General features: G+C 53.9%; 14 protein-coding genes and 1 pseudogene. 3 read left to right on the top strand and 12 right to left on the bottom strand.

What is annotated here, in order from left to right:
- The 8 genes and pseudogenes from BLR64_RS15195 to clpP all read right to left on the bottom strand — a co-directional run.
- Positions 1-434, bottom strand: a pseudogene (locus tag BLR64_RS15195) (hypothetical protein); the annotation flags it as partial.
- A gap of 59 nt (positions 435-493) precedes the next feature.
- Positions 494-1,630: a carboxynorspermidine decarboxylase gene (nspC, locus tag BLR64_RS15190; RefSeq protein ID WP_376744588.1), complete on the bottom strand. Its 1,137-nt coding sequence runs from the start codon at positions 1,628-1,630 to the stop codon at positions 494-496.
- 20 nt (positions 1,631-1,650) lie between these two features.
- The gene (locus BLR64_RS15185) at positions 1,651-2,850 is read right to left on the bottom strand and encodes a saccharopine dehydrogenase family protein (protein ID WP_090715366.1); all 1,200 of its coding nucleotides are present in this window, start codon (positions 2,848-2,850) and stop codon (positions 1,651-1,653) included.
- A gap of 615 nt (positions 2,851-3,465) precedes the next feature.
- Positions 3,466-4,509, bottom strand: coding sequence for a FecCD family ABC transporter permease (locus BLR64_RS15180; RefSeq protein ID WP_090715365.1), 1,044 nt, complete (start codon positions 4,507-4,509; stop codon positions 3,466-3,468).
- A complete protein-coding gene (locus BLR64_RS15175; RefSeq protein ID WP_090715363.1) occupies positions 4,506-5,513 on the bottom strand; it encodes a FecCD family ABC transporter permease in 1,008 nt (335 codons plus the stop codon). Before BLR64_RS15175 ends, BLR64_RS15180 begins: the two co-directional genes overlap by 4 nt.
- Before the next feature lie 88 nt (positions 5,514-5,601).
- The gene (locus BLR64_RS15170) at positions 5,602-7,257 is read right to left on the bottom strand and encodes a helix-turn-helix domain-containing protein (protein ID WP_244157716.1); all 1,656 of its coding nucleotides are present in this window, start codon (positions 7,255-7,257) and stop codon (positions 5,602-5,604) included.
- A gap of 174 nt (positions 7,258-7,431) precedes the next feature.
- Complete coding sequence (locus BLR64_RS15165) at positions 7,432-7,638, bottom strand: hypothetical protein (RefSeq protein WP_090715362.1); 207 nt, start codon at positions 7,636-7,638, stop codon at positions 7,432-7,434.
- 18 nt (positions 7,639-7,656) lie between these two features.
- Positions 7,657-8,238 carry an ATP-dependent Clp endopeptidase proteolytic subunit ClpP gene (clpP, locus tag BLR64_RS15160; protein WP_090715360.1) on the bottom strand — a complete coding sequence of 194 codons (582 nt, stop codon included), beginning with the start codon at positions 8,236-8,238 and terminating at the stop codon, positions 7,657-7,659.
- Positions 8,239-8,437: 199 nt separating this feature from the next.
- Between clpP and BLR64_RS15155 the strand changes: the two genes are divergently transcribed.
- Entirely contained in the window at positions 8,438-9,184 is a 747-nt protein-coding gene (locus tag BLR64_RS15155; RefSeq protein WP_090715358.1) for an RNA polymerase sigma factor, read from the top strand.
- Positions 9,185-9,259: 75 nt separating this feature from the next.
- The gene (locus BLR64_RS15150) at positions 9,260-10,153 is read left to right on the top strand and encodes an NAD-dependent epimerase/dehydratase family protein (RefSeq protein WP_090715356.1); all 894 of its coding nucleotides are present in this window, start codon (positions 9,260-9,262) and stop codon (positions 10,151-10,153) included.
- On the opposite strand, the gene BLR64_RS15145 is transcribed toward BLR64_RS15150, so the two are convergent.
- The 3 genes from BLR64_RS15145 to BLR64_RS15135 form a co-directional block, all read right to left on the bottom strand.
- The gene (locus BLR64_RS15145; RefSeq protein ID WP_167360688.1) at positions 10,133-11,953 is read right to left on the bottom strand and encodes a methyl-accepting chemotaxis protein; all 1,821 of its coding nucleotides are present in this window, start codon (positions 11,951-11,953) and stop codon (positions 10,133-10,135) included. The two genes, BLR64_RS15150 and BLR64_RS15145, sit on opposite strands and share 21 nt — an antisense overlap.
- Before the next feature lie 219 nt (positions 11,954-12,172).
- Positions 12,173-12,583, bottom strand: coding sequence for a VOC family protein (locus BLR64_RS15140; RefSeq protein WP_090715353.1), 411 nt, complete (start codon positions 12,581-12,583; stop codon positions 12,173-12,175).
- 158 nt (positions 12,584-12,741) lie between these two features.
- Positions 12,742-16,815, bottom strand: coding sequence for a choice-of-anchor I family protein (locus BLR64_RS15135; protein ID WP_090715351.1), 4,074 nt, complete (start codon positions 16,813-16,815; stop codon positions 12,742-12,744).
- Between the two features lie 196 nt (positions 16,816-17,011).
- On the opposite strand from BLR64_RS15135, the gene BLR64_RS15130 reads away from it, so the two are divergent.
- Positions 17,012-18,169, top strand: coding sequence for a glycosyltransferase family 4 protein (locus tag BLR64_RS15130; protein WP_090715381.1), 1,158 nt, complete (start codon positions 17,012-17,014; stop codon positions 18,167-18,169).
- A gap of 381 nt (positions 18,170-18,550) precedes the next feature.
- Here the strand turns inward: BLR64_RS15130 and BLR64_RS15125 are convergent, their stop codons facing one another.
- Positions 18,551-19,627, bottom strand: coding sequence for a response regulator (locus BLR64_RS15125; protein WP_090715350.1), 1,077 nt, complete (start codon positions 19,625-19,627; stop codon positions 18,551-18,553).
- Between the last annotated feature and the right edge of the window lie 3 nt (positions 19,628-19,630).

Raw genomic sequence — 19,630 nt, 5'->3', positions numbered from 1 at the left:
GAAACAAACTCAATGCCCTCCATTTTGGAGATAAGCAGCGAGTAGATCATGGCAGGAATGTTTAGCTCCTGCGGCCGACCACGGTGGTTCTTTTTCCGAAGGACGTGCAGGACCGGAGCCAGATCTAAGTGTTCAAAGATTTGGCAGTATTTATTTTCTGGGCGCATCAGGAGCAATTCCTCAAAGGAAAATAGCTCTTCTTGTCGAATTGAATAGATAGGGATTACCTCTTTTCTTTCTCGGGTGTCGGTTTGGTCGCCTATAACTTCGAGAATTTGGGGAGGTACTCCTTTTTCTATGCTCAAAAAATCCAAGCGCAGCAAGGGTTTTGGATTATGAAATTGTCTCTGAAGTGCAGCTAAAGCCGTGGCGACAGCAAAAATGAGCATAATAAGTGTACAAAGTGCAGCTATCCAGTATTCACGAGAAATCAAAAAAGCGCCCCGCAAGCCAACTCCAGCCGGCTTGCGGGGCACTCTATTATAAAAAAGAATTAAGACAAACGGCCGCTGAAGTCGCTGTATTCAAACTCGCGGATAATCTTCAAGCCTTCTTCATCGTTGTAGGATGCAATGGCCGGCAGGTTCACGCCGTTAAACATGTGGTTCTTGACCATGGAATAGATCGCCATGTCGAGGAAGACCAGCTTGTCGCCGTATTTCAGCGGTTCCGGGAAGGAATAATCCCCGATGATATCACCTGCCAGGCAGGTCATGCCGCCGAGTCTGTACGTATACGGAAACTCTCCAGGCTGTCCTGAACCGATAATGTTCGGACGGTAAGGCATTGCGAGCACGTCCGGCATATGGCATTCAGCCGAAGTGTCGAGAATGGCAATATCCATGCCGTTGTGCATTGTATCAAGCACAGTTGCTACCAGATATCCGGTGTTCAGCGCCACCGCTTCGCCCGGCTCCAGGTAGATCTGTACATTGTAAGTCTCTTTCATATGAAGGATACACTTAATCAGCGTCTCCAGGTCATAATCGTCACGGGTAATATGGTGGCCGCCGCCGAAGTTGAGCCATTTCATACCGTGCAGATACTGCCCGAACTTCTCCTCCACAACCTTGAGCGTGCGCTCCAGTGTATCGGAGTTCTGCTCACACATGGTATGGAAATGCAGCCCTTCAATGCCTTCAAGCTCTTCCGGACGGAAGTTCGGCAGGGTTACGCCCATACGGGAGTAGTTGTAGCAAGGATCATAGAGCGGCACTTCAATCTCGGAATATTCCGGATTTACACGGATTCCGCAGCTGATTGGCTTGCCAGCATTCTGCACGCGGTCCTTGAACCGGTTCCACTGGTCAAACGAGTTGAACACAATGTGGTCGGTATAGCCAAGCAGCTCATCGAATTCACGTTCCATGTAGGCCGGTGCATAGACATGCACTTCCTTGCCCATCTCCTCGAAGCCCAGACGGGCTTCAAACAGGGAGCTGGAGGTGACGCCATGCAGGTACTTGCCGACTAGCGGGTACAGAGCGTGCATGGAGAACCCTTTTTGCGCCAAAAGAATCTTGGCACCGGTGCGCTCCTGCACGTAGTTCAGGGTCTCCAGGTTCTTCTTGAGCAGCCGCTCATCGACAAGATAGGCAGGTGACGGCAGCGCGCTGATGTCGATATCGATTTCTTTCATTGCCTTACGCCCTAGTCCAGCAGCGTTGGCGAGAAGTCTTCTTGCCAAGGCAGCCCGTGTTTGTTAAGTGCATCCATGAACGGATCCGGATCGAACTCTTCGATGTTGTGTACGCCCGGTTTGTTCCAGATGCCCTTGATAATCATCATAGCCCCGATCATGGCAGGAACGCCGGTTGTGTAGGAAATGGCCTGGGAGCCCACTTCTCTGTAGCATTCTTCATGATCGCAGACATTGTAGACATAATAGGTTTTCGGCTGGCCGTCTTTAGTACCCTGAATGATACAGCCAATGTTGGTTTTACCCTTGGTTCTTGGTCCGAGGGATGCCGGGTCTGGCAGGATTGCCTTCAGGAACTGCAAAGGAATAATCTCTTTGCCTTCATACATAATTGGCTCAATCGAAGTCATGCCGACATTCTCCAGCACCTTCAGGTGAGTCAGGTAGTTCTGGGAGAAGGTCATCCAGAAGCGGATTTTCTTCACGCCTTTGATATTTTTGGCCAGGGATTCCAGCTCTTCATGATACAGCAGGTAAATATCCTTAGGACCGATCTCCGGGAGATCGTAGACTTTCTTCTCGGACAGCGGAGCCGTTTCAATCCACTCGCCGTTCTCAAAGTAGCGTCCGTTCGCAGTAATTTCGCGGATATTGATTTCAGGATTGAAGTTGGTAGCAAACGGGTAACCGTGGTCGCCTGCGTTCGCATCAACGATATCAATCGTGTGAATTTCATCAAAATAATGCTTTTGCGCATACGCGGTGAACACACCGGTAACGCCCGGGTCAAAGCCGCTGCCGAGCAGCGCCGTAATTCCGGCCTTCTCAAATCTTTCCTTGTACGCCCACTGCCAGGAATACTCAAATTTCGCGGTATCCTGCGGTTCGTAGTTAGCTGTATCTACATAATGCACTCCGGTAGCCAGGCAAGCATCCATGATCGTCAGATCCTGGTATGGGAGAGCCACATTAATCACGACATCCGGCTGGAAGCTCTTGATCAGTTCAATAACCTCTTCCGTGTTGTCCGCATCAAGCTGAGCCGTAGAAATCTTCGTCTGGCCGCCATCCAGTTTCTCCTTAAGAGCATCGCATTTCGCGACCGTACGGCTGGCAATACAGATTTCTTCGAATACATCCGGGTTCTGGCAGCATTTATGAACAACAACGCTTGCTACACCGCCAGCGCCAATAATTAACGCTTTTCCCACAATTAATAACCCCCTAAATTTGCTTAAGTTATTAGTTATTAGCCTTGCTGCTCTGGATTCGTTTCGTTGTCAGTCGTTTCGTTTCATCAAGCTTGGGCAGGCTACATCCTATGAAAAATCAACAAGGCTGATTATACATAAAGCACAGCAATAAATCAATAAAAAACGACAAAAATTGATGCATAGTCTGTAAAATCTTGCGATTATCCTGTTAATACTCCTGAACGCATGTAAATACACGCTTATGCTTCATTTTCCTAAGATTTATAAACATATACTGTCAGAAGAAGCAGCTCATCCGAACATCATATCCGGCAAGAAGGACAACTAGGCTATTGTATCACAGCAGCGCCTTTCTTCATACGAATTTATTTTACAACCAAACAACAGGCTCACCTCCGGATCGGGCGTATAAATTAACCTTACCCGTTTTGGCTTGTCTGCTAACTGCTTGCATTGCCGCCCTTCGCGCGATTTCGCCGTTATCTGCGTTATTCTTCATTAGTAGTATGTGTAATAGCGGGAATCCAATACCTTCATACCTCCTACTGCTATATTTGAAAAAAAAGAGCCCAGATACGCTGGAGCTCAGCGTCCCGGACTCTGCTTGTAATCTTATTTCACACGTGCTTTGAACAGCAGCAGGATGAAATAAGGCACGCCTATAATAGAGATAACGATGCCTACCGGCAGCTGCGCCGGTGCAAATACGGTTTTGCCGATAAAATCGGCCAGCACCACCATCAGCATCCCGATCATGCCGCATAAGGGAACAATGTACCGGTAAGTATTGCCGATCAGGCGCCTTGCGATATGCGGGGCAATCAGCCCGACAAACCCGATGCTGCCCGATACAGAGACACAGGCGCTGACCAGCCCGACGCAGCAGAGCAGCAGGATCTGTCTCTCCCGGCCGGTCGCAACGCCCAATCCCTTAACGCTGACTTCGTGAAGCTGCATCAGGTCAAGCACCGTCCCCCTCCGCCAGATAATCGGCGTAAGGATGATCAGCCATGGCAGCGTGGATAAAATCTGCCGCCAGTTCGCATTATTGATGCTTCCGGCCAGCCAGACGGTGGCCATCTCGAAGTTTTGCGGGTCCATCTTGAGCGAGATATACAGGGTAACCGCCCCGAAGCCCGAAGCAAGTGCGATCCCGACCAGAATCAGCTGCTGCGGATGGAACTCGCCGTGCTGCCTCGCGAACAGGAACAGCAGCACAACCGCGACCAGCCCGCCGATGAAGCCGAACATCGGCATGGACATGACCGACAGCCAGGCAGGAGCCTGCATAGTACCTGCAGTGAAGAACATAAACAATACCACGAATGCTCCGGCAGCGGCATGGATACCCAGAATACCCGGATCAGCGAGCGTATTGCGGGAGATTCCCTGAAGGACGGCGCCGGCGATGCCGAGCCCGAAGCCGATAAGCGCACCGAGCACGATGCGCGGCAGCCGGAATTCAAAGATTACAAGATCATAATCCTCTACAGGATGAATCCGCAGCAGTGTGCGGAACACCTCTTTAACGGTAAGATCAAACGTCCCGTTGGTCAGGCTGACATATATTACAGCCAGCGTCAGCAGGCTGAGCAGAAGGAACAGCGACCAGAATCTCCGCTGCTTGGACTTCGGTGCAAGAGAAGGCTTGTTCATGCCTGGCTGCCCCCTCTCGTCTTCACAAGATACAGGAAGAACGGCACTCCGAACAGGGCTGTGACCACGCCGACCGGCGTTTCGAACGGATAATTGATAAACCGGCTGAACAGGTCGCATGCCGCCAGGAACAGTGCCCCGAAAAACGCGGCAAACGGAACAATTTTGCGGTAATCCTGCCCGATTAACAGCCGCGTAATGTGCGGGATAATCAGGCCGACGAAGGCGATTTTGCCGGCGATGGCTACCGAGATGCCTGTCAGAAGCACAACGCTCAGCATCGTAAGCCCCTTAACGGCAGTCACCTTGAGACCGAGCCCGGCAGCCGTTTCTTCACCAAGCGACAGCAAGGTAACCGGCCGGGACATGAGTATGCCCAGCGACAGCCCGATTACCGCAAACGGAATGGCGAGCTTGATTACCGCCGGGTCCATCATATGCAGCCTGGCGTTATACCAGAAGCTGATATCCTGCGACACCTGAAAATAGACCGACAACGCCTGGGACACTCCGCCAAGGAAGGTACCTATGATTGTGCCGAGTACGGCCATAGTCAGCGGGGAAGCACCCCCGGGTACCAGCCTGGAAATTCCGAACACAAGCGCTGCGCCCAGTGCAGAGCCGGCCAGGGAATAGAGAATCATCGTCATGGACGATGTACCCGGCAGAAATACCATACACAGGGTAATCGCGAAGACGGAGCCGTCGCTGACACCCATAATAGAAGGTGAGGCCAGATAATTCCGGGTCATCCCCTGCATGAGCGCTCCTGATACAGCCAGGAAGGCACCGATCAGTAATGCTCCGGCAACTCTGGGGATTCGTGAAGTAAGGATAATCTGGTGGTCAATATTATCCGGGTCGAAATGCACCAGTGCATTCCATACCGTTATGTAGCTAATGTCTTTGGAACCGTAAAGCACTGATAACACACTGACAATAACAATCAGGACAACCCCCAGCACCAGCAGGGAGGCTGCTTTCAATCCAGCCGCTCGTTTCATCTCATCCCACTCTTTTATCATTCTATAATATGATAATGATTATCATTACCGATTATAACGGGACGCCAGCCGGTGCTCCATGGACAAATTACGGAACATGTATGGACGATTGGCCGAGGAACAGCTGCCTGGTTTCCCTGATCATCCGCAGCTGGGCATAAGCAGACTGTTCTCGCCAGGGATCTGAGGCCAGAAAATGCACCCGGTGCCGCTGCACAGCCGCGATCTTCAGCCACTGCGGATCATTTTGCAGCCGGCTCCATTCATTCAGCGTGTCGCTCTCCCTGCGGATCAGCATCAGCAGATGGTCGGCACCGATCGCTGCAATCTCCTGCGGAGTCACCGGAATATTGTAGATTCCGTCTGCTGCGTCATATGCAGGCTTCAGCTGCAGCTCCCGGTAGATCATGCTGGCCATGCTGCGGCTGCAATGCAGGTACAGCTTATTATGCAGCATCCGGATAACCACCACCGATTCACTGCCGATCTGCACATGCAGCTGTTCCCTGGCCTGCCCTGCCTCCCAGTCGAAAGCGGCCAGCCATTGCTCAGCCTGCCAGGATTCCCCCAGCAGCTCTGCCAGCTCCAGAAAGGGGCTGCGCCAGTCAGCCGGCTCGGAGGACAGATAATGGACCGGTGCAAGCTGCTCAAGGGCCTCCTTCTCCTCCGCCTGCAGCGAATCCTCAGCCAGAATGAGATCTGCAGAAACCTGCCGCAGCACCTCCAGATTGGCCTGCCAGTCCTGGTTGCTGCGGTAAGCGCTGATATGGACGGGAATTTCATTGCGGTAGTTCCGGTAATAGTACTCTGTCCACTTGGGATGAAGTGCCGCCGCATACGGCATCAGATTCAATGGAAGCAGCTGCCCCAGCAGCGAGGAGGAGTAGGCTATCAGCTTGCGGCGGCGGCTCTTCATATAGACTGCCGGAGGCACTCCGATCATCTTTTTAAATTTGCGGCTGAAATAGAATTCGTCAGCGTACCCCACCTGATGGGCGATTTCCCGCAGCTTGGCACCGCTCTCCGCCATCAGGCGTTTGGCCTGCTGGAGCCTCAGCTCGGTGGCATAATCCATGGCGCTTTTGCCGTATTTCCTTTTGAACAGATCGTTGAAATATTTGGGGCTGAATTCGGCAGCCTGGGCCAGTGACTGTGAGGTCAAATCCCGGGTGAAATGCTCTTCTATGTATTGCTTTGCTTGCTCCAGCGCATAATTCGTATCCCGCGGACGCTGCCAGCCGCTTACCCGGACACTGTAGAGCAGCTCCTGAAAAGCGATCTGCGCCCGGAAGCTTACCTTGCGCTGCTCCATTTCCTCCTTCTGCGCCAGCTCATTACATACTGTCAATATAAACGGCATCGGAATCTGTGCCAGCAGGCCGGTCTGCGGAAGCAGCTGTGCATCCTTGAGAAGACGGCTTCCCTCGTCCGCTGCACCATACTGATAAACGTTAAAATAGAACACATACATCTCCAGGCTCCCTGACTGCTCCACAGCTCCGAAGGTCTGCCCTGGCAGACAAAGACTGACCGAGCCTGCTGTCAGCTCCAGCAGCCCGGTGTCCGCCAGAAGCTGCACCGTACCGCCGGTTACAACAATCAGTGCATAGGATAAGACAAGCTGCTGGGGCAGATGTACCTCGTCGCTCCCCTTCAGTACTTGAACCGATAACAGCCGGAAGGCCAGCCCGTCCCAGTCCATCGGCTGACCCGCCTGCCCAATCATCATCTTCTCTTGTAACATCGGCTGCTCACCACCATCAATAGCATTTCATTCCTCTCAGTATAATTGATAACGATTATCAATGGAATCCTGTCAGCACAAAAAAAGACTATCCTTGCGCCCTTACGGCAGAAGAATAGTCTTTGGGTTATTAAGCCCTTTTCCAGAACCCTTTGTTACCAGTGTAACGAATGTCTATTGCCCGAATCCGACCCGCGGCCGTTCCCGTTCCTTGGTTTCAAGCGCAACTGCACGGATGGAAGTGACAGGAATATAGAGCAGCTGATACTCCGTCCGGTATTTTACAAAACGTTCGTCAAGCTCCTCCAGTACACCCTCCCTCACACTTGTTCCGTCCAGAAAATGTACCGCCACCTTCTGTCCCAGCAATTCCTTCAGCATGTACGTCAGCTCCTTTGGTTATAAACTTGAAATCACTTTGTCGATAATTCCGTAATGGAGCGCTTCCTCCGCTGTCATGAAAAAATCACGGTCCATATCCCGCTCGACCCGCTCTGCCGGCTGGCCGGTCCGCTCTGCAGTAATCTTGACGATTTTCTCCCTGATCTGCAGAATCCGTCTGGCGCTGATGGCAATGTCGCTGGCCTGGCCCTGCGCACCGCCATGCGGCTGATGGATCATGATCTCGCTGTTTGGCAGCGCAAATCTTTTGCCGGGAGCTCCGGCCAGGAGCAGCAAGGAGCCGAAGGAAGCCGCAAACCCCGTGCAGATCGTACTGACCTGCGGTTTGATTACCTGCATCGTATCATAAATACCGAACCCGGCGGTAGTCGAACCGCCTGGACTGTTAATAAACATCTGGATATCCTTCTCCGGGTCCTCGGCCGCCAGATACAGCAGCTGGGCAATGATGCTGTTGGCCAGCTGATCATCTATCGCCGCCCCCACAAATACAATCCGGTCCTTCAATAGCCGCGAATAAATATCATAGGAACGCTCACCTCTGCCCGTCTGCTCAACTACATAAGGAATAATACTCATCCTTCTTACCTCCTTGAAATGATCTTTAAGTGATAACTGGTAAACGGATGACGGCCGGAAAAGGATACGGGAAACAGGCAGACTATTCTCCCGAAAAAAAACCATGCCGGCAGCGTACCTTTTATCTGCAGATATTCGCTTATATAATAGAGGGAACTAAACACAAGGGTAAGGATTGCCGAAAAGGAGATGAACGAGCATGTTAATCCTTGATGAACATGATCTAACGGATACCGCAGCTGAAGAATGCCTGCAGCCGCTTGATGCAGCCTTGAACCGCTACTGCCTGAGTCTCACCCGCTCCGTACATGAGGCAGAGGATCTGGCTCAGGACACCTGGACCAGGGCGCTGGGCTACAGCGGGTGGTCCGCCAGCCCCAATCCGCAGGCACTATTGCTGCGGATTGCCAAACATACATGGATTGACAGCCTGCGGCGCAAAGCTGCGCTTAACCGTGCAACAGAGCGCGTAATTCAGCCGGCAGATGCTGCAACGGAGCAGGAGCCCCTTAGCCTGTCGGAACTGGAAACGGCCTTCCACGCCTTGATGAAATATTTGCCGCCGCTCCAGCTGTCGGTATTTCTGATGCGGGATGTGTTTGGCTACCCGGCACAGGAAACAGCTGATCAGCTGGACACCACGGAAGGAGCGGTCAAAGCCGCACTGTACCGGGCCCGCCAGGCTCTCGCAGCAGTGCGCATGGAACTGGCAGCGGATGGCCCGGCCCGGCCTGAAGACAGCGATTTCCGGCAGCTGCTGAGCGCACTCGCCGAAGCATACGAACAGGGCCAGCTTCCCGTCATGCTGGAGCTGCTGCGCCGCGAGAATGCTGCCGGGATTACAATGGCAGCCGGCATCAGCACGGTCCGGGCCCGGCACAATACCGTCCGCACTGCTGCTGATCGTACAGGAAGGTACGGCAGCGTGCTGATGATGGCGGCTTAACTGGCCCGGGTCATATAAGCCTTTCAACGAAAACAAGGAATCTGTATGGGAATGATTCAACCAGGGAGGGAAATGATGAGGAGCATACTTGTACTCGGAGGAACAAGATTTTTCGGCAAACGGCTGGTACAGCGGCTGCTGGAGGACGAAGATACACAGGTGACGATTTTAACCAGAGGACAGACAGAGGATCACTTTGGTGAGCGGGTGATCCGGCTGACCGCCGACCGCTCTGACGCACAGGCGCTGGCTGCGGCCGTTCGCGGCCGGCACTACGATGTCGTCTATGACAACATCTGTTACTCGCCGGACGATGCGGCGGCTGCGGCCCGGATTTTCGCAGATTCTGCAGGCCGGTATATTCTGACCTCCAGCCTGTCCGTATATGATCCAAACAAGCAAATGCTGCGTGAAGCCGATTTTGACCCGGCACATTATCCTGTCACCCTTGGTCCCAGGGAAAACTTCAGCTACCAGGAGGGCAAACGGCTGGCCGAAGCCATTCTGCTGAACCAGACGGCCTTTCCTGCGGCGGCGGTCCGTTTTCCGATTGTGCTCGGAACGGATGATTACACGCGCAGACTGCATTTCCATATTGAACACATCATGAACGGCAAGCCTGTCGGCATACCAAATCCTGAAGCTTTGATTTCTTTTATCCGGTCCGATGAGGCTGCAGACTTCCTGTATTGGCTCGGCTTCTCCCCGCTGACCGGGCCTGTAAACGCCTGCTCGGACGGGGCAATGACAATTCAGGAGATCATCTCGCTGCTCGAAGCCGTTACAGGCGTACAGGCAATAACACCGGGCCGCACCGATGAAAGGGATATGTCCCCGTTTGGCATTACGGAGTCCTGGCATATGGATACAGCAAAAGCCCGCACTGCGGGCTTCGTCTTCCTTCCGCTTGCCGGCTGGCTGCCTGAGCTGGCGGCTTCGCTGCACGCGTCACTCCGCGATCGCCAGTAACGGCGCTTCGTCTGCGTTGTCTTTGCTGCTGCGGGCTTCCTCAATAATCAGCAGCTGCCCGACGTTAGGCTTGGTATCCTCCTCCTGACCGATCTTGAACACATTGATCTCCCGGAACAGGCGCTGGGAAAGCTCGCTGATTTCCAGCGCCTGCCGGGCAATATCGTGAATGGCCTGATCCTGCTGGGTGCTCGATGCGTTCACTTCCTGAACCCCTGCCGCTGTCTGCTCGGCAACGGAGGCTACGGAATGGATAGATTCGCCCAGCCGGGAATTGATCCGCCGCGTCTCCTCCACTTTTCCGTGAATCAGTGTAATCTGCTTGCTGATTCCGGCAATCGAGCCGTCTATGGCCTGGAAAGAAGCCAGCGTTTCCGCTACCTGGGAATCCTGCTCCTCCAGGCTTTTTTTCGTCTCCAGCATATACTCCTGAAATCCGGCCATGCTCTCCTGCAGCTCTCCGATAATCCGGCTGATCAGAATCGAGGAATCGCTGGTCTGCACCGACAGGTGGCGGACTTCGTCAGCAATGACAGCGAACCCTTTGCCTGCAGCCCCGGCCCGCGCCGCCTCAATCGCCGCATTCAGCGAGAGAATGTTCGTCTGCTTGGAGATTTCTGTAATGGAGTTAGTAATCCGAGAAATATCCCCCGACTGCTCTACCAGCTTCTCCAGAGCTTCATACACTCTGCCGATGGAAGAGCGGGAGCGCTGTGAAATCCGCTGCAGCTCTACGACCGTCTCGGAGCCTTTGCGCGCGTTATGATCAGCACTGCCGCTGGTAGCCAGCATTTTGTCGGTATAGTCTGTGATCTCCGCCACTTCCCGTTCGAGCTCCCGCAGCAGGAGTGCACTCTGTTCAGACTGAACCGCCTGCTGGTCAGCCCCCACTGAAATCTCCTGAATCGTTCTGACAATTTCCTGATTCGTATGTGCGGTAACTGTGGAGGATTGCTGAAAGGACCGTGAATAATCCGCCAGTGTGGAAGCAACCTGAACCGTCTGGCGCAGCATATCCCGCACTCTGCTCACCATGTGGTCAAAATGGAAGCTCAGCCGTCCCAGCTCATCATTATACGGGGAATTGATCTGCTGGCGGAGATCCCCTTCAGCGATATTGCGCAGCGCATGCTGCAGCCGGCCTACCGGAGCAAGGAACGAGCGGGTCAGCAGTACAGCAAGTACAAGCATGAACAGGATTACTGCACCAGCGGCATAATAAACAATTGACACGGTGTGCTCCAGCAGCTTGAAGGAATCCGCTTGTGCCTGGTCGGCATTATCCGCTGCCGCCTTGTAGAGCGTGGTGTTAATATTGAGCAGCTGCTGATGAACAGCCAGCGCATTTGTATGCAGACTGTCAATCTCCTCGAGCACCGTAAGCGGGTCAAGGCTTGTGTCCCCCAGCGTTTCTATCAGCTTACCGACATGTCCGGTATACATATGGATTGCGGACTTCAGCAGCTGCAGATCCTTCCACGCGGCGGTTTCTTTATCAAAATCAACCTTGGCCACAGCTTCGTCAAGCTGCTGCTGCTTGTCCATAAACGGCTCTGCCAGCTCCAGGTCACTGGATTCGGCAAGTGAGGTCTCCAGGCTGTTCAGCTCCTGCAGCAGCTGGGTGATGGCCGAAACGGTGATTCTTTTTTCCATTTCCGTCTTCTGGCGTTCCATCGATAGCTCCACCTGGTTAATCTTCTGTCCCTGAAGCAGCGCAACCCCTAAAAAGATCAGCGAAATCGCAGTAAAACTTAGAATCAGCTTCCATTTCATGGATAAGTGCAGCACACTTGTTTTCAAACCAATCATCCCTTCTGTTAAAGCTTTGGTCATTTCATTATGTATGTAATTTGTCCCACGCACTCATTGTAGAAGCTGGATATTAACGGGTCTGCGGGGTTATGTATGTGGAGTGTAAAGAATCTGTTGCAATACTGTAAACACCGGGGTATGCAGCAACACAAAAAGGCAAGCACCGCTAGGGCACCTGCCTGAACACTCCTCTATTATTCAACCTTTTTACTGAGCAGCACTCTCATCCATATACACGACTTCCCACAGATGCCCGTCCAGGTCCTGGAAGCTCCAATTATACATGAAGCCGTGATCAACCGGAGCATTGAACGGCTTGCCGCCGGCATCCAGCGCCTTCTGCACCAGCTCGTCCACCTGTTCTCTGCTGGCTGCCGAGAAGCAGGTAATGACCTCTGTATGGGCAGCAGAGTCAATGATCGTCTTGTCCGTAAACGTGCCGAAATACTCCCGTGTCAGCAGCATCGCATACGTATTTCCGTTAATGATCATACAGGTTGCGTTCTCATCCGTAAATTGCGGATTAAACTCAAATCCTATTGCCGTAAAAAAATCAACCGACCTCTGCAGATTGGCAACGGGCAAATTAATAAACAGCTGGCCTGCCTGAAATCCCATTCACTGATCACCTCATACATGGATTTGGGGACGCTACCCTCTATTATAGCATGTAATTTTATAGAATAATAAAATTTAAAGTATCCGCGCCGCTTAAAATATCCAGCCGCTTTCTACGGTTATTTGCGGCGCGGAATACCACCTGCTATATGGCAGTGTTACTGTACAGCCTTCAGCAGTTTAGCCAGCAGCTGTGCTGTTTCTTCACGGGTTGCCGGCGCCTGCGGGGCAAAGTTAACCTTGCCGTCCGCTGCTGCCTGGCCGGACAGGATGCCTGCCTGCTGGACTGCTGTTGCAGCTTCCTGTGCGTAACTGCTGATCGATGCCTGATCAGCGAAGCTGGCCGCTGCACCGCTGTTCACCGGCAGGCTCCAGTTCATCGCTTCAGCCAGACGGACAATCATCACCGCCAGCTGCTCCCGTGAAACATTGGCTTCTGGTGCAAATTTGCCGTCGCCTGTACCGTTCACGATTCCGTTCACGCTGGCCCAGCTGACCGCAGCAGCGAAATAATCGTCTGCCTGCACATCAGTAAAGCTGCCGGTTGCTGCATTACCCAGCTCCGCTCCGGCCAGTCGGGCCAGCAGCAGCGCTGCGTCCCCACGGCTCAGCTTGCTTTTTAGGCCAAACTGCTCTGCAGAGATTCCTGAAATAATCCCGCGTGCTGCCAGATAGGTGATGGAATCCTGCGCATAGCTGGATGCTGTATCAGTAAAGGCCGGTTTGTTATAACCGACAGCATACATCGAGAAATGCGAGGTCTGGAAGGTCAGCTGGCCGGTTGCCGCATTATAGCTGCTGGCCGGCAGCACCGTCAGCCCGCCCGCTGGTGATACATAATAAGCAACTATAGCAGCGGCATCTTCTCCCGCAGCAAGAGTATAAGGAACACTTACCACCGCTCCGCCTGTGCCGAAGCTGGAAATGTTACGGCTGCCGGTCTTGACCTCAAGGCTCACTACCGGACGGCTTCCGATCAGGCTTGAGCCGGTTGTGAGATTAGCAGCAGCAATCATCAGGCTGACCGCCTCACCTGCGGCGGCAGTTTGAATAGCAGTGACCGCAGCCCGGTCCAGGGAAATCGTGCCGGTGCCGCTTGCAAAGGTAACTGTCTGCGCTGTGCTACCGGTAATCTCGGTCCAGGCTGCCGCAGGAATATTGAGCGTCGCCGACCCTGCAGTATTCCCTGCAGCCGTGCGGAATACCAGTTCGTCCGCGGCTGAGCTCTTCAATGCCTCAAGGGCTGCTGTCACCTCTGCTGTACTGACCGGATACGATGGATTGCCCGCCGCATCCGCTGCTGCTTTGATTCCCAGGATTGCCTTACCGTCAGAAGTACTCACTCCTGCAGCCGGTGTGGACACCACTGCAGTTGATCCGCCCGAAGGGCTTGAGCCAGGCTGGCTGATTACGGTATCGGCTGCCTGCACAGTCACCTTAGCTTCAGCCAGTCCATAGCCGTCTGCACTGTATACAGAGATTACGGCTGTTCCCGCTGTCAACGGCGTGACCTTGCCTGTCTGATCTACAGCAGCTACAGCTGTATTGGAAGAACTCCAAGCCAGCCCTTCCGCACCCTCACCCGCAGGCTGCACTGCTGCTGTAAGCACTGCTGCTGAACTGCCGGCCTGCAGGGACAACTCGGTCTTGTCCAGGGTTACCTTAGTCACATTCAGCTGGTAGATGGCAACCGTGCCGCCGACCTCATTGGCGACCAGTACTAATGGCAGGCCGGTCGGGCTGTCTGCTGCCGCAATGAACTCGATTCCTTCCGGCCCGGTGTCTGTCGCCAGATTGTTCTTCGGAGTAAACTCGCGTGTATTCATATAGTTCACAAACTCCGGCTGCTCCGGACTAGTCACATCGTAGGTCATCAGACCGCCGATCCGCTCCAGCCCGATAAAGGCCAGCGCCTTCTTGCCTACCTTGCCGATTTTTACATATTCCGGCTCAGGCCCCTTTTTGCTGCTGCGGCTGTCCAGGGTAGTGTTGCTGTTGCTGGCATTGAAGTAAGCCGGCAGACGTTCAGCCGTTATCTGCTCAAAATCGCTGCCGCTGTCATACACCCGCTTCATGTCAGAAGCATCCCAGATGGAGAAGGAACGGCCTCCGTACAGATAAATGCCGTCATGCCCCATATCCGACATCACTTCAACACCATCATACTTTGTTGTTCCGGCCAGGAACCCCGCGGCATCCGAATCCGGATTGAGCGAGCCTTTCATTTTGCCGATGGTGCTGGTATTCTCCTTGCTGTCCCATTCTGTTGCATCGCCTTCGTTGGCCGTGAATAAATAGGTTTTGCCGTTTACCGTGTACTGGCTGATTCCATCCGGCATGTATACACCGAAGAACGGTACATTTTCAAGTTGAATCTTACCGTCATTGAGCAGGTCGAGCGCGTTGCCCGGATCATTCAGGTTCTTTACTCCCAGACCCTTAACCGAGAGCAGCTTCCCGGATACAATATCTACAGCGGCTATAGCGTTGTTCTCCTGAAGGCTGACATAGGCCGTTTTCTGGTCTTCGGACAGCTCGATAAATTCCGGCTCCAGGTCACGCACAGCGTCTTCTTTGGCGCCTTCACCGGTAATCAGCTTCGTCTCCGGGTCAACCGCGCTGCGGATATGCACAAGATCATCAATCACCTCAGGGTTATCGAACCTTACCCGGTTTACCGCTTTGGTCACTGTGTCGATAATGGTCACACTGCCTTCAGGATCGCCTGCCAGCGTACGCGGCTCTGCCTCATCAGCAGTCAGGATATACCGGCCGTCTGCCGTATATTTAACCATATCCGGCTGAACCCCGGCCTCAAAGGTTTCCAGCAGCTTGCCGTCATAATCAAGCACAAGCACCTTGCCGTTCTTCATGGCATCGGCTTCCTGCACCGCTACAGAAATCCGCTTGGTTTCCGTATTAATGTCCACACTGGTCAAATCACCGTACACGAAGCCGCCTGTCTCGGACAGTGCCTCTACATTGATGCTGGTCTCTTTTTCCGGATGAGCGCCATCTTTGAGGTTAACCACATCTACAGTTGCAGGCTGCGTCGAACCGTTAACCAGATAAAACTTACCGTTATCCCGGTTGTATCTGACAATCTCGGCTACACCGCCGTCCTTATTCGTCGTACCTACGGAATAGCCTCCGATTTTGGTAATGCTGATTAGATCTTGTTTGGGCTTAGCAGCAGGCTTGCCCACTTCCAGCTTGAGGATTCCTGTAACTTTGGCAGGCGTTGCGGCGCTGTCATATACGGTATAGCTAACAGTTGATGTGCCTGCCATAAGCGGAGTCCCGCTGATCGTACCGGCAGCTGCATCAAGCTTAAGGCCTTCCGGCAGCCCTTCTGCACTGAAGGAATAAGGCTGTACGCCGCCGTACACCGACAAAGCAACTGTATATGGTGAGCCTGCCGCCGCCGCTGGCAGTTCGGTGGTTGCTACGCCGAGAGCCGGTGCTTTGATGCTCCACGCCCCGTCCGCGCTGCTGTGCGGCTTCATCAGATTCATGCCCGCCGCATCCAGATTGTCGAAGCTGATCTGCTTCAGGTCGCCTTTATTATTGTCCGTATCAGTGAAGTCCGCGCGGCGCACCGATTTCTGCTTGGAGGTTCCCTCCTCCTTGCCGGTCGGATAATCTCCTTCGTAGCCGTCTATGGCGGAGCCTTTGTCATTTCCTGCTGTGCCGATCATGTCCACATAAGCCGCTGTTTTGCTCGCGAACGGATTGGCTGCAGTCAGCAGGTCCGTATTACTCAGCAGCACAACCTTCATGCCTTTATTATTGAAAAGAAGTCCGCCCCACGTCTGGTCTCCTTTGGCGCTGATGTCGCTCTGGAAGGTCGGGTTATTTTTGCTGTCGGTAATGAGGAAAGAGGAGTGTGCCTTGATGGTGCCGCTCAGCTCCAGCCTGCTCCATGCCCCGTTCATTGCCGGATCGGAATATTGCAGCGACCAGCCGCTCAGGTCAACCTCTGTGTCCAATGGATTATACAGCTCAATATAGCCGTTTGAAAAATAGCCGCCGGTAGTATCTGCATCCCCTCCGCCATAAACCTGATTCACAATAATATGAGGAATATTTACATTATAAGTACCGTCAGCATTATACGGAGTGCCCGGCAGCTGTGCGGCAGCCGCCGCTGCAGGGGCCGCGCTCCAGGCGGGAACAAGTGCGATTTCAGCTGCAAGCAGCAGAGAGAGGATGGTTGTGCCTGATCTTTTCAAGTCGTTGTCACTCCTATAGTTTATTTTTTAAATAACTATAGTGGACGAGTGTTTGCGGTTATGCTGATTTGTATCAACGGAGCGTAAAGTGCTTGGACATGCCGGCAATCCCGAAAAAAGCCTTAACATTCCGCTGACTCCCATCAAATATTCACCTGTTATGATCAGGGCAATCAGAGCTCTGGAGGGGATATTGATGCGTCTTGCCCTGTTTACAGACACTTATCTTCCGCAGACCAACGGCGTCGCCCGTACGCTTCACCGGCTGACCAGCCATCTGCACCGCCGCGGAATTGAACATTTGCTGTTCACCCCGACATCGGCCTCAGAGGAAGAATGCGATGATCCGGTGCGTAAAATCTCCAGTATCCCCTTCTTCCTGTATCCGGAGTGCCGGCTGGCGCTGACGGGTATATCCTCGATTCAGCAGGAGCTGCGTTCTTTCCGTCCTGACCTGCTGCATATGGCCACTCCCTTTAACCTCGGCCTGTGCGGGCTGCGGTACGCCCAAAAGCACAGCCTCCCGCACATCGCCTCCTACCACACCCATTTTGACCGTTATTTGCATTATTACCGGATGCGGGGGCTGATTCCGCTCTACTGGAAATACATGAAATGGTTTCACCGCACCTGCGATGCTGTGCTTGTCCCCTCCCGGGAGACAGCAGGTGTCCTGCGGGCACACGGCTTGTCCGGTCTGCGGCAATGGTCGAGAGGGGTCGACTGCGTGCTGTACGATCCGGCAAAACGTTCAGCTGAGGTGCGGGAGCGTTACGGGATTGAAGCTCCGCTGCTGCTGCTCTATGTAGGACGGGTGGCTCCGGAAAAAGATCTGCCCACACTCATGGCGGCCATGCGCCTGCTCCCGGAATCCGTTGCCGCCGCCGTCCATCTGCTCGTCGTGGGCGATGGTCCGCTGCTGCCGGAGCTGCGGGCTGACGCTCCGCGCAATGTCAGCTTCGCCGGCAGCCGGCATGGCGGGGAGCTGGCGGAGCTGTATGCCTCCGGCGACCTGTTCGTGTTTCCGTCCAGTACGGAAACCTTCGGCAATGTCGTGCTGGAGGCTATGGCCTCCGGCCTGCCGGTGATCGCCGCAGACGCAGGCGGCCCAAGCGAGCTGGTCGCCCCCGGCCGGAGCGGCATCCTGCTTAGCCCGCAGCAGCCGGGGGCGATGGCCGAAGCCATCTGCCGGCTGGCGGGGCAGCCGGAGCTGCGCCTGGCGATGGGCCGCGAAGGCCGGCGGCTGGCGCTCAGCCGCTCGTGGGATGAGATTTTTGACCGGCTCATCAGGGACTATGAGGAGGTCATCGAGGCGCGGCGCCGGAAGGACGGCGCGGGGATTTATACGGCTTAGCGGCGGGAAGGGCAGCGGTAATGAGAGGCATTGTTGCCTCTCATTTCGCCTCCTGGCCCGTTTCCACCGAAATCGGTAACTGATCTCTTTAGTGGGATTTCTCCCTCTATCCCTACCAGACAGCACACCACCTGCCCTTTCCGGCTGTATGCAAACACCAAAGCCCGCCCAGCCTCCTGCAGCAGGAGGCTGGGCGGGCTCAATTTAGAACCACTGCAAAGTATGGCTACAGCTTGTTATGACTCTACCTGCTATCGCCTGCCAGTGTGCCTTGTTCGCCATTAATAATATTAACGCCGGATCTGCTGGTGGTACGTATAAGCATAACTGTCCCTGCAATAAGCACCGGCCAGTATTCCATAGGCCTAGGCAGCTAGACGCTTAATACTGCTCAGAAATCTCCTGAAATTTATGGCAGCATTTCACAAAGATCTCCACAATATCAGGATCAAAATGCCGGCCGGCGTCCGAGACAATAATGCCGACTGCCTGCTCATGGCTCATCGCCTCTTTGTATACACGCTTGCTGGTCAGAGCGTCGTACACATCGGCAACCGCCATCAGCCTTGCGGACAAGGGAATCGCTTCACCGGCCAGCCCCTGCGGATAACCGGTTCCGTCCCATTTTTCATGATGGGAATAGACGATTTCCTTCGCGAACCGCAAAAAGGTTTCGGTGCTGTTCATCAGCCGCTCGGCACGCAGAACGGCATCCCGGCCCTGGGTCGTATGCGTCTTCATCACTTCAAATTCTTCGTCCGTCAGCTTGCCCGGCTTAAGAAGAATATGGTCAGGGATACCCACCTTGCCGATGTCATGCAGCGGAGCCGAGGTAACAATCAGGCCGATATGCTCGGGGGTGAGGATGTCCGCATATTTTTCCGTCCGGCCCAGCCGGGTTGCCAGCTCCTTGATATACAGCTTGGTTCTCTGAATATGATTGCCTGTCTCCGGATCACGCATTTCCGCCAGCGCCGCCATCGCCATAACCGAGACCTCCTGGATCAGCGATATTTCCTGGATCCGCCGGGAAATCTCTGCTTCGAGATACTGGTTTTTATCAGCAAGAAAATCCTTGGAGCGCTTCAGTGTCAGATGTGTCTTCACACGCGACAGAAGGATCGGCGCACTGATCGGCTTGGTAATATAATCGACTGCTCCGGAATCGAAGCCCTTGTTCTCGTCCTCCTCCTCTTCTTTAGCTGTCAGAAAAATCACCGGGATCTCCCTCAGCACCTCATCCTGCATCAGCCTGCGGCAGGTTTCGTAACCGTCCATACCCGGCATCATAACATCCAGCAAAATCAGGTCGGGCGGAGCAGCCTTGGCAATATGCAGCGCCCTTTCGCCGTTTGTAGCCACCTTCACCTTGTAGCATTCCTTCAACAGCCCGCTGAGCAGCGCAATATTGTCCGGCGTGTCGTCAACGACTAATATAACAGGTCTTAAATCCAGCATTGT

It is taken from the genome of Paenibacillus typhae (assembly GCF_900099765.1).
In the GTDB taxonomy this organism is placed as follows: domain Bacteria; phylum Bacillota; class Bacilli; order Paenibacillales; family Paenibacillaceae; genus Paenibacillus_AQ; species Paenibacillus_AQ typhae.
Note: the sequence above shows the minus strand (reverse complement) of the source record. Positions and strands in the feature narration are given on the sequence as shown.